We start from the raw sequence: 11,347 nt of genomic DNA, 5'->3' as shown, positions 1-11,347 counted from the left end.
TATACCAAAGCCAATTGGCTATAGAAGCTCAAAATCTAGGTTATGCAACGCGCCCCCTCGGCAACGGGCAATTTGATATAGAGGGTGTACCTCAAGTACTCATCGACACCTTCTCTACTCGAACGCAGCAAATCGAACAACAAACCTTAGACTTAGGCTTTGATTCTCGTACAGCAAAAGACGTAGCGAACCTCGACACACGCAAATCCAAAACTTACGAAAGTGATTCCGTCCTAAATGCTCGCTGGCAACAAACCGTCAAAGACAATGGGTTTAAGCCTGAAGAATTGGTTCAAAATGCGTTAAACGTCACCAAGCACGAGCACAACCCTGAACGGGTGGCAAAAGAGGCGTTTCATCGCGCTGTCGAGCACCTTGGACAATACAACACGGCATTAAAGCTGGAAAAAATCATTGAACTGGCGGCCTCTGACTTTACCAAAGGGGGCGAACAAGCCAACGTCATTGACTTAAAAGTGGTCGCAGACCAATGGATAAAAGAGGGCGCGCTCGTCCCTCTGGCGGAAAAAGGGCAATACACCACCCACGCCATGCTCGATACCGAGCAGCACCTAATGACAGTGACCCAAGGACGAGTACATCATATGCGCACGCCTGTGAGTCGCCGTACTCTCAATACTCTTGATATCCATCAAGACCAACAGCAAAAGGTGGCGGACATCTATCAGTCCACTAAACAATTTCATGTGGTTAACGTGCATGGCAGCAATGCGTCCATCGCACAGAGCTTGCTCAATGTGGGAAACCATGCTGGCAAACGGGTTCATCTTGTCTCACAACACACTAAAGACAAGCAGCGCCATGACCAGCAAGTACAGCGTGAAAGCCGTACGTTTGCGACCTGGGTAAAACACCACTTTACCCCAGAGCAGCGCCATACCCGTTTTGGTTTACTGCAAGGAGACACGCCGTTGACCAACAAAGACATCCTGCTTATCGATGATGCCCAAACCCTGAGCGCGGATGAACTCATCGCTTTAACCGAAAAAGCTCAGCAATCGAACAGTAAAGTGGTGATGCTAAACCGCGTATCGAGTCGTCAAGGCTTTAAAGCCAATAACGCCATTGAACTGTATCGTAAAGGCAATGTGCTGTCCCATTCATGGGTCAACCAGACCACGAAAGACACGCAGGTGTCATTGCACGCGCAAGACACACAAGCTCTGGCAAAAGCTTATACCTACTTAACCGATAAAGACAACACGCAAGTGATTGCCACCTCTGGTGTGGAGCAGCGCCGGTTAACCGACGCTATCCGCGCCTCGATGCAAAATGCTGGGCAGCTCGCTCGAACAGGCGTCACGCTCTTCACTCAGCAGCCCCATTACCTCTCAAAACCTCAACAATCGCTCGCACAGCACTGCAAGGCCGGCATGACACTACGACATTGGAAAGACGGCAAGCCACACGACGTTGTGGTGGCCAGCACCGACCGTCAAGATAACCTCATTCACGTACTCAGTAAAACAGATGGCAGCACCATGACCTTTAACCCCTCCAGCCAAGACTTTAAAGCGCTGAACATGCAGGTGTTTAAACCTGAAGCCCTGACCATTGTTCAGGGAGAGCGACTTATCACGACAGGCAAGCACTTCCCAGCCAGACTGGACGCCAACAGCCGATACACGGTCACAGATATCGGCAAACATGGAATAACTTTGAAAGATAGCCAAGGTGAACAACAGACCCTACCGCTTGATGCCTTCAAAGACGCCCCACTGCAATACGACTACGTGCAAAGCGCCAATCAACTGCGAGAGGCGCAGCGCACCCTCGTCTCTGGTAAAGCCTTTACGCTCTCTAAAGCCCTCTTTCATGATGTAACGGAAAAGACTGAGCGCATCGATGTGTTTACTGACCACCCAGATAAAGCGCAGCGAGCATTGGAAAAAAGTGACGTCAAACCCTCTGCCATTGAACGCGTCACCCACACTCACACCACCACCGACCGATACCTGTCAGAAGCCACGGCACTGACGCTGCGCTCTGACATCAAACTGGCCCTGACCACCCTCGCCCAAGAGCAGCACACCCCGCTCATCGAGAAAGCGGTCAGCTTTGCCCTTAACCACTTATCAGAGCGAGAAGCGGCATTTAGCCAAAAAGCGTTAGTGGTCGAAGCGGTGCGCTACGCTTTTGAGGAAGCAGGCGGCGCCATCACTAAAACGCAAATTGAAACGGAACTGGCCAAACGCAGTGACACCCTCTCTGCCGAGTACAGCGACGGCACACGCTGGACCACACAAGCCGCGCTCGATACAGAAAAACGCATCTTACAAACCATCACTGATGGCAAAGACCAACATCAGCCCTTTGCTACCCCTAAGCAGGTACAGGCCTTTCTCGATACCAAGCCTCGCTTAACCCAAGGACAAAAAGACGCCATTACGCTTATCTCGACCACCAAAGACGCCTTTGTAGCCGTACAAGGGTTAGCCGGCACAGGTAAGTCCACGATGCTGGAGTCCAATATTGAGCTTATCCAGTTAGTAAGAGAAGCCAGCCATCTGCCTGAGCAAAACGTCATTGGGCTTGCGCCTACTCACGCAGCCGTGGCAGAGCTTGAAAGCAAAGGGGTGAAAGCACAAACACTGGAAAGCCTGCTCTCTGACATTCGTCAAGGTAACCGCGCCCCAAGTGATTATCAACACACCTTGTTCTTCCTTGATGAAAGCTCCATGGTCAGTAACAAGCAAGCCGATGAGTTCACTCAATTCATCAATGACAGTCAGTCCAAAACCGCCAAACTGGGAGATAAAGAGCAGTTATTGTCCCAAAGCGCCGGTAAACCTTTTGAGCTTGCCATCAGTCAAGGTCGCATCGATACCGCTTACATGACCGACATCATTCGTCAGCAAAACGACCTCTTGCTTAATGCGGCGCAAAACACCATTGATAAGCAGCCAGAAAGTGCATTAGATAAACTTAAGCAGCAAGCTCCTGACACCCAAGGCCATCACCAACACGTCATCTCCACACTGGATGTGAACCAGAAAGACCGACGCAAGGCGCAGCTCGAAGCCACAGAGAAACTGCCCTTTGTGGTCGCGAAAGACTATCTAGAGCGTACGCCAGAGACGCGCGAGAATACGCTTATCATCGCCTATACCAACAAGGAGCGTGACGCCATCACGGAATACATCCGAGTCGGATTAATGAAAAGCCAAAACATTGGAGCAGAAAACATCATGACCACAAGACTGCGCTCAACCGGTCACAGCGTCGAAGAGCTTTCCACCATGATGCCTTATCAAAAAGGGTTGGTACTGAGTACTCGCCCTGGTGAGTACGGTGAAATTACCCACGTAGATTCAGAGCATGGGGTGGTGATGGTAAAAGACACCAACACTGGCGTTGAAAAGGCGTTTCTGCCACGCAACAAAGACCATAAGTTCACCACGTTGTTGTCCAAATCCGAAAAGCCGCTTTCTACTGGTGATAAGATTATGACTCGCTTTACCGATAAAGAGCGCGGCATCAAAGCCAATGTGGAATATCGCGTCACACAAGCCAGTCACGATGGCATCATCGCAAAAACCGACGCAGGACAAACCCTGACCATTCGACCTAACGAGCTGAAGGACGGGCATTGGGATTATGCGTACAGTCGAACCGCTGACATGGCGCAAGGGAGCACCTATCCTCATGTTATCACCACAATTCAAAGCAAAGGGGGACTGACTAACCTAAGACGTGCAGGTATCGATGTGACTCGTGCTAGTCAGCACATCCGACTCTATACCGATAACACCCAGCAATTAGTCAGAAGCTGGTTATCGAAAGAGAGCCATAAAGCCAGTGCGATAGAAACCCTCGACCACATTCCACCGAAAGACACCACCTACTTTAACCGTAACGCCCTACTCCATGAGGATGTCCGTTTCCAAAATAAAAGTGGTGACTTCGATTACCATAAATTTAAGGAGCACATCAATACACAACTCCCCAAATACACCGAAAGTCTTGCCGTGGCGTTATTAGGTCAGCCCAATCAATCCAAGTCTGACCGTGATTACTTAACCTTTGGCATAGGTCAATCTGCTATTAAAGTGACCTTGACCGGAGAGTATCGGGGTTATTTTAAAGACTACACCACCGGAGAAAAAGGCTCACTGATTAACCTAATGATGAGCCATAAGGAAATAAGTTACAAAGACGCCATGAATGAAGCGCATAACATGCTCAATGAGCCTGACAAATATCAGTTGGAGGAAAACAGCAAGCACGACAAACTCCTCGCCACCACCCCAAGGCATATTGCTCAGTTTGAAGAAAGAGCCAAAGAATACGTAGAGCAAAGTCTGCCTATTGATGGCACATTAGCGCAACGATATTTAAACCGCCTTGGTGTGAGCAATATCGAAAACGACAACGTTAAATACCACCCTGCGGTGTATTCATCCGAAGACAAATCCTTTCACCCGGCCATGTTAACGAATATCCATAACAAACAAGGAGAAACCAAAGCGATTGAAGTTACTTATTTGGATGGAGAAGGAAATAAGGATAACACCCTAGACATTAACCCAAGAACGCTGGGGACAAAATCTAAACAATTTACGAGCTTCCACCAAGGAGAGGATCTAAACACCACCATTATCAGTACTTCGATTGAAAACTCATTTTTAATTCGAGACCAAACCCAAGGACAGATTGATATTATTAACGTCAATCACAAGAATGACATTCAAAATCTTTCCACGGATGAACTGAGGCAGAACATCGTTATTGTAATAAGCCAAGGTAATCAGGATTTAAATCCGAACAATGTTGAGAAAATCATGGAAAACTTCAATGGCCGGGACGTTCAATTTATATCCGATGACCATCTCAAACAAGACATTGCGTCTTACATTGAAAAACTAGAGAAAGGTAATAGTGTGCACCACTTTGAATTAGATGATCGCGTGAACATGCACCAAAATCATGATATTGGCTCACTTAACTTTGACGAGAGAAAAGAGAGAGACAGTCAATCTCTAGAGTATTTTGAAAACAAAGGCCACTCACCACAACGAGTGATGGACTTTAAAGTGATGGACTTTAATAATAAGGAAAGACAGAACCATATTGAAGACAAAGAAATTGATAGAGAACTAGAACGATAAAAGGAGGGTAGCCTGCGGGCTACCCTTTTTTTTCGCCTGCCAGATAAGCATCCACGCTTTTATCGACCAAGGCTGTGTTCGATTTTCTCTGCTCTATCGATTCGGCTTTGTTTTTATAATAATTCTCGCCGTCGAAACTGTGAGCTAAATTTAAATTCAGCACACCTTGAAGCTGCCTGACTCTGCGAAACGTTTCTTCCATCAACTCTCGGTTGGAGGGACGATCATCTTCTTTGTCGTTCAACTTGATCCGCAGTGCCAACGTCAAAAGCTGTCGAACCGCTTCAGCATCCCCCAATTTTTCTCTGTCTCTGAACGTCTTGAAGTCCTGCTCTAATTTACCTCGAATGTAGCTTTGTACAGAAAAAGCTTTCGCCATGATCCCACCACTCCCTCTTAAACCAACCATAAAAAAGAACCTCAAATATACATTACAAATGCATCACATGTAAATCACTCCGATAACAAAAATGCCGATAATTTCATTTACAAACAGTACCTTAATTACATATGAATCATGATTACATCACTTTCACTGTAACACCTTGCTTAGCCCTTACTGCAAAAGGTGTTAAGTACAATTGATTCACTTATGATGTAAATGTGCATCGGATTTTTTCGGCTAATTAGTTGAGATTTTGAAAATTTTTTTGAGTGTCTTTAGGGCACCTTGTTCTGTTTTATCTTGTTGTTTTTAATAGATTTATGTTTTTCAACAGACAACCATTCGCATTTGAAAAATGCGCCGTGGTGTGTGGGGAAAATCCAAAGTACCACTTTGCCTCTGTCGTGCGTCCGATGGCTTATCTTTCCAAAGAGACAAGATCAGCTCAAACAGAACGAAAAGCCTAACCGTTGGCGCTTGAATCGGGCAGTTCTAGAGGTGAGCAAGAAGAGATGGGGAGGGTCGCGGACAAAACCATTTGCACCATATTGGTGCATGACGGTATATTTAAAATGTTGTGAAAAATACATGTTTTGTATTTTTTGGGTATATATTTTTCTGGCGTTTTCGGTGCGCTTAGAGAAGCCCACAGTATACGCACCAACACTATTCCAATTATAACTGGCAAATTTAGCTTTCCGTATTGATCGCGATTTTCATTATAGACGTTAGAGTTGAGACTACTCTCAACTCTAACGATAGAGCGAAATAAATGAGGCGACACACTAACACAAGCTCTTACCTCATAAAATAAAAATCCATACTAACACTGGGGGAGTAAACAACAAAGCAACGTGGATTTTTCATAGGCATAGAAAATGGAGTCCTTGTTAGGACTCCATTTTATCACATCAATTCATATCATCAATATTCACTAGGAAGTAAGACGGTGATTACACTTCTATTCCACTCGGTGATTATCCAGATTTTTTCACCACAAAATTTATAACTCGACATAATGCGGCCGTCTGATTTTGTTGACTCGTCATTCGTGATTTTGTCTTCGATTGGCATATCGCCCCAATCGCCGTTCTGATGACGCATTAAATAAATATGCAGGTTTGCACCAATATTAGTTTCCAATAAATTAGCAACGCCTTGAGTCATTACTGTTTGACCTAGTTCAAAGGGTACAGCGGTGCAAACATAAGTTTGCGACTCGCTGTAATTTGGTATAGTATCAATTTCGTTCATAGTGAATATTCCTCGAATATATTTAATTGTGAACATGCCTTGATATTTGTTCCAAGCGAATATCAAGGCGCTTTTCTTTGTCGCTCAATCGACGTCTTCGGTTTTACATATATGCAGATACACAGCTACTATTTCCTCTTGTGAAATCTCGTAACCGTCGAGCTTTTCGACACAATCAGTAACATCACCGGTATAAAAACATTCATGGTTAAATAGCTCTCTGCGAATAATGGCAGCTTTGCCATTTTCCGCGATATCTTGAGCAATCCCCTCTTTTTGTATTTTGTCTAATCCAGCCATTACCTCTTGTGCGGTATCACGTGGACAAATTAAACCAGCAAAAAGATGGCAATACTCTATGCCTTCTTTTTTACCGTCTTCGAATTGCTCTTTAGAAAAAGCAAAAAATGCCCCCGTTTTATCATATAATTCGGTTTGTTTATCCTTGGTGTAATCAGATAAGTATTTCATATTTTCGCTTCCTTATTATGTGGTTAATGAATAAAAGAAAAGCCACCCGTTAAAACGGGCAGCGGTCGAAAGAATAAACACGCTCATTGGATGCAGATACATCCAAAATAACAAAGGAGTCATTAAGCGTTCCGTTTTTTAAATGAAACTCAACACGCTTTTTCACTTCTGAAAAATCGGATGGATAGAATTTAAAATCCTTCATCACAAAACCAGATTGGGCGAGCTCTTGAGGGGTGATATTGCTGTCTTTAGCAATGGTAAATCCTGGCTCGGTTTGGATACTTTCCCATATTTCGATAGCGTGGCTTAACTCGGCAACACGCTGATAAAACGCATCGATGTCACTTGCGCTTAGCTCACTTAAGTTTTCCTCTAGAAACGCCAGCTCCGCTTTGGCTTGCTCATAGTCACGTTCTGAGCGCAGAACTAAGGAGATATCATTTTTTGGTGAGCTTGCGAGCCCATAAAATGATGCGAGTAGAAGAACATCGACACGACAAAACCGGCCCTTACTCGAACTTAATTGAAGGTAGTGAAATGGCAAAGAGGAGGTCACGACGATGCGCAGTGAAGTGATAACGGAACGAAGGCGTTCAGTATTGCAACAGGAAGCTGCGCAAGTCAAAATCTTGGATTTTGGTCACTTGCTGCTTATCGCGTAAAGCCCTGCCCGAAGGGTAACGCCCAAGCTTTTCAGACTGATTGACAGATACAGATATCCGACCTGACACAAAATAATTAAACCATCTTGAGCTTTGATTACCACCTGAATTCTATAAAACACACCGCTTATAGAGGCAGGCTACACACTAATTTGAACCCAACTTAACGAACGATTGAAACAGAAATTGGTGGACCTCCACGCCTTTATTCAACAATCATCAACCCCACCACCCGAGGCTCAACGTACTGAAGACAATGTGATGACAGGCATCAATCAAGCGGTCTGACATTTCTTTACCTATTAATCGCTGACTACACCGCGCATCCCCAACCTAAACGCTCACTAGAGGAGTATCTCTCTACTTTCCGAAAACGATATGGTATCCCTGACAATACGCTCACAGATGCTGATAAAATCAGCTTACATATCGCATTAGACCAACAATATTCAACAACGCAAGAATGGGTACATTAACTGTGTTGAAAAAGAAATACTTACAATGGGAGCGAAGGCTTTCGCGACAGAATAGTGACTTGGGCAAGGTTGCTAAAGCTTATATCGACCATCACGACCAATACTTGTCATTAAAAGCCCTGCATGCTTTAACATCAGTTGAAAGCGATCTCCAATCCGCACGATATCGTTTGACACGGCGACACGGTTTCACAAATTTATGATGAATCCCAACGCCCTGTATGAATACCGTCTGGTCGATATTGATTTGAGTTGCCTACCATCTTCTCAAATAGAATCCGAAGAAAAACGTCCCTGCCCAAAGGAATGCCTCGCTCCTCTTGGGCGGTTGGCATTAGGTTTAGATCGCTCACTCCCCTGCTCTCAAGACACTGACCTCCCCCACTCAGACACCTAAATGTCAATCACCACCGATCAACCTTTCGCCCCATCCGTCTTCATCTTTTTTAAAGACAACATTCTTCCACCAATGGCATCAAACTCCTGCAGCCAGGCTTCGATTTCTGATAGCAAAGGAATAACACTGGTTTGCCGTACTTCGTCAGGCGCGTGCTTGTCCATATGATGAAGGCGCTGGAACTCACGCTCATCGATGCATTGATTCGGGTACCCCAACAACACCGATTTATTTCTTCTTCCCACAGGCAGAGGCAGATACCCTCGACTGGCTGGCGTATCGGTAAACCGAAACCACTCTGCCCCCGGACTCTAAATAGATAACACTCATCGTTGGTTTTTACTCTGTTTGGGCAGAGATAACATCAAGACCCGTTCTCTTAGCGTCTGTTGCTTCGCCTTACCTAAACACATCCAATGCCGTTGGATTAACGCCCCCTCTAAACGAAAGAGCAGACGTTCTGAGACATCCAGTTTCAAGCGGTCACGTATCCACACATAAGCTTGAGCAGTGCCGATTTCTCTTAATTCATCCACCGTCGCTATCCCTATCTGTTTTAATAATATTTCCGTCGATAAACGCATATTGGGGAGATCTCTTAGTTTGGTCGGTCGTAGCTTCAGCTCTAACCGCGATTGGAAATCATGTTTGGCGGCCTCCACCACACGGTCTATCAATGAAACTAAACGCTCTGAGTTGTTGATATAGTCATCAGGTAACGCATAGTAATGGGTCACGATAGTCTGATTTTTTCGGTAGATGTAAGGACGCCACCCTGCCTGTTTGCATTGTTGTTTCAATAGGCCATTGGCTTTTACATAGAACAAACCTTCAAAATCAATCCCAAACATCGCCCCATCAATAAAATAGCCCACGCCAGAGAACATAGGATGGGTTGTTATTGTGCCTGAAAGTTGGAGACGTTGAATCACGGCCATGCCATCCATAAATACTCTGCCTTTTTTCTGATACTGCTCGAAAAAGTGAAAGCATAGAGACCAATACGCTCAGAGGTCAATCTACATAATGTATGAAAAGTGTCATGAGGACATAAACCAACACACTATCAGCGACATAACCAAAGGGAATTAAATCACCACTTTCAACGACATCACCACCACATCGGTCAACAGAGCCACTTCCATTCGAGCCAACGTAAACTCGTCGATACAAATAGATTTAGTTATAGTGCACTAGAAGAGAAAAGAGATCATTTTGGAGATTTAAGGGCAGGATCGAAGTGAAATGGAAATGCGTCACAAGCTCTTAATATTTGGCAAAAAACTGTAATTTCCTTTCAGAGTATTAACGAGGAGTTATTGAGAAGAAGAACCGCGGCGGCGTTCTCAGCCAGTGCTTTCTTAACCACTTCGCGAGAATAAACGGAAGCCGCATCGATGGTGCAAGTGAGCAGTTCTGCAGAAGAGCGAAGTCTGACAAAACGCTTTAACCAAGTTCGCTGCAGTCAGTGCAGGTTGTTCGCTGATAATCAGTTTTGATTTAAGGATGTCAGCAGCGTGTGCCAGTATTTCTTGTTCATCGGCAGTGAAAATTGAGGTGTCTGTGTAGTTAACCAGTGATACAGTCATGGCTTACTCCTAGTGTCCATTTCGTTGTCGCCTGACTGTCCGGCCTACTGTCATGGTTCTGGTTAGCAAGGGCAAGAAGCGTTTATATACCCTTGCTCACTAGGTTCTGAGAGTAGACGGCTTAAAGGAAGGTGCGATTCACGAAAGAACACGAAAAGCAGCATACAAGCTTAGTCATCTTCCAGACGGTACCGGACTAGACGCCGTTATGAGCAAGAAGAAGTGATTTACGGGAGTTAAACATCGAGTCAGGGTACGACAGAATCGCTTGGTGATCACACAGTTAGCAGAGATAGTACTAAGACATTTCTGGACAAAGACAAGTTACGAGCTTTCTAACCATCCAACCTATTTGCATTATTTTATTGTTATCAGCTTACGCTTAAATATAACCTTACCCGTTCCGAAAGCGCTTACATTAGAATTATGCAGAGATTATTTAACAAAATGTCTCATTCGAACCTCTCTCGGTGTCTGGTTGAATACTTGTTTAAACTTAGTGGAGAAGTAATTACTGTCCTGATAACCAACCCTGAATGCGATATCTGTAATAGATTGATCAGTATAAAGAATGTCGGAAAACGCTTTGCTGGTGCGTATGTAGTGCAGATATTGATTAAAATTCATGCCCGTTAATTTCTTCATACTGTTTGTCAACTGACGCGAAGACAGTTTGACCGCCTCAGCAACATCATCAATTTCATTAACGCTAGCATAGTACTGCTGGATATGAGACAAAGCGTAAATGACTTTATCGTTACTATTAAGCAGATCAGCGTCTTTCATTTTACCCCGCCACAGCTCAACAATAATCTGCTGAAAAATGAACTGAGTAATCATGCGTGACTCTTCACTGTCGATATGTGACTCAACATGCAAGCGTTCGATCAGCTGACGCACACTTTGTGCGGTATTTTCACTAATAAACCAGCCCGTTTCTCTATCTGATTCACCTGGCACAAAACGCTTCAGATCCGAGCA

General features: G+C 44.8%; 10 protein-coding genes. 1 reads left to right on the top strand and 9 read right to left on the bottom strand.

From position 1 onward, the window contains the following. On the top strand, positions 1-5,129 hold a 5,129-nt coding region (traI, locus tag HW45_RS02460), incomplete at its 5' end, for a conjugative transfer relaxase/helicase TraI (RefSeq protein WP_038224438.1). Positions 5,130-5,148: 19 nt separating this feature from the next. On the opposite strand, the gene HW45_RS02455 is transcribed toward traI, so the two are convergent. The 9 genes from HW45_RS02455 to HW45_RS02420 all read right to left on the bottom strand — a co-directional run. After that, positions 5,149-5,508 carry a hypothetical protein gene (locus HW45_RS02455; RefSeq protein WP_038224436.1) on the bottom strand — a complete coding sequence of 120 codons (360 nt, stop codon included), beginning with the start codon at positions 5,506-5,508 and terminating at the stop codon, positions 5,149-5,151. Positions 5,509-6,438: 930 nt separating this feature from the next. Further along, complete coding sequence (locus HW45_RS02450) at positions 6,439-6,768, bottom strand: hypothetical protein (protein WP_038224432.1); 330 nt, start codon at positions 6,766-6,768, stop codon at positions 6,439-6,441. 84 nt (positions 6,769-6,852) lie between these two features. Continuing rightward, entirely contained in the window at positions 6,853-7,239 is a 387-nt protein-coding gene (locus HW45_RS02445) for a DUF7659 family protein (protein ID WP_038224430.1), read from the bottom strand. 49 nt (positions 7,240-7,288) lie between these two features. Further along, on the bottom strand, positions 7,289-7,798 hold the full coding sequence (locus HW45_RS28185; RefSeq protein WP_051867674.1) for a hypothetical protein: 510 nt from the start codon (positions 7,796-7,798) through the stop codon (positions 7,289-7,291). A gap of 996 nt (positions 7,799-8,794) precedes the next feature. Continuing rightward, positions 8,795-9,022 (bottom strand): hypothetical protein, encoded by a 228-nt coding sequence (locus HW45_RS02435; RefSeq protein WP_152559596.1) that lies wholly within the window; start codon positions 9,020-9,022, stop codon positions 8,795-8,797. Between the two features lie 81 nt (positions 9,023-9,103). Beyond that, on the bottom strand, positions 9,104-9,724 hold the full coding sequence (locus HW45_RS02430; RefSeq protein WP_038224427.1) for a TfoX/Sxy family protein: 621 nt from the start codon (positions 9,722-9,724) through the stop codon (positions 9,104-9,106). Between the two features lie 350 nt (positions 9,725-10,074). Beyond that, positions 10,075-10,176: a JAB domain-containing protein gene (locus HW45_RS29835; RefSeq protein WP_235225341.1), complete on the bottom strand. Its 102-nt coding sequence runs from the start codon at positions 10,174-10,176 to the stop codon at positions 10,075-10,077. Then, positions 10,139-10,366 carry a hypothetical protein gene (locus HW45_RS29830; protein WP_051867672.1) on the bottom strand — a complete coding sequence of 76 codons (228 nt, stop codon included), beginning with the start codon at positions 10,364-10,366 and terminating at the stop codon, positions 10,139-10,141. Before HW45_RS29830 ends, HW45_RS29835 begins: the two co-directional genes overlap by 38 nt. Before the next feature lie 435 nt (positions 10,367-10,801). Then, positions 10,802-11,347, bottom strand: a 546-nt coding sequence (locus HW45_RS02420; RefSeq protein WP_038224425.1) for a helix-turn-helix domain-containing protein, incomplete at its 5' end; no start/stop codon positions are given.

Source organism: Vibrio sp. ER1A (assembly GCF_000733315.1).
Lineage (GTDB): Bacteria > Pseudomonadota > Gammaproteobacteria > Enterobacterales > Vibrionaceae > Vibrio > Vibrio mediterranei.
Note: the sequence above shows the minus strand (reverse complement) of the source record. Positions and strands in the feature narration are given on the sequence as shown.

What these genes read in the sequence shown, in the direction of transcription:
- HW45_RS02445 (WP_038224430.1), bottom strand. Translation starts at nt 7,239, where the DNA reads ATGAAATACTTATCTGATTACACCAAGGATAAACAAACCGAATTATAT.
- HW45_RS02430 (WP_038224427.1), bottom strand. Translation starts at nt 9,724, where the DNA reads ATGGATGGCATGGCCGTGATTCAACGTCTCCAACTTTCAGGCACAATA.
- HW45_RS29830 (WP_051867672.1), bottom strand. Translation starts at nt 10,366, where the DNA reads ATGACTGTATCACTGGTTAACTACACAGACACCTCAATTTTCACTGCC.
- HW45_RS02450 (WP_038224432.1), bottom strand. Translation starts at nt 6,768, where the DNA reads ATGAACGAAATTGATACTATACCAAATTACAGCGAGTCGCAAACTTAT.
- HW45_RS02455 (WP_038224436.1), bottom strand. Translation starts at nt 5,508, where the DNA reads ATGGCGAAAGCTTTTTCTGTACAAAGCTACATTCGAGGTAAATTAGAG.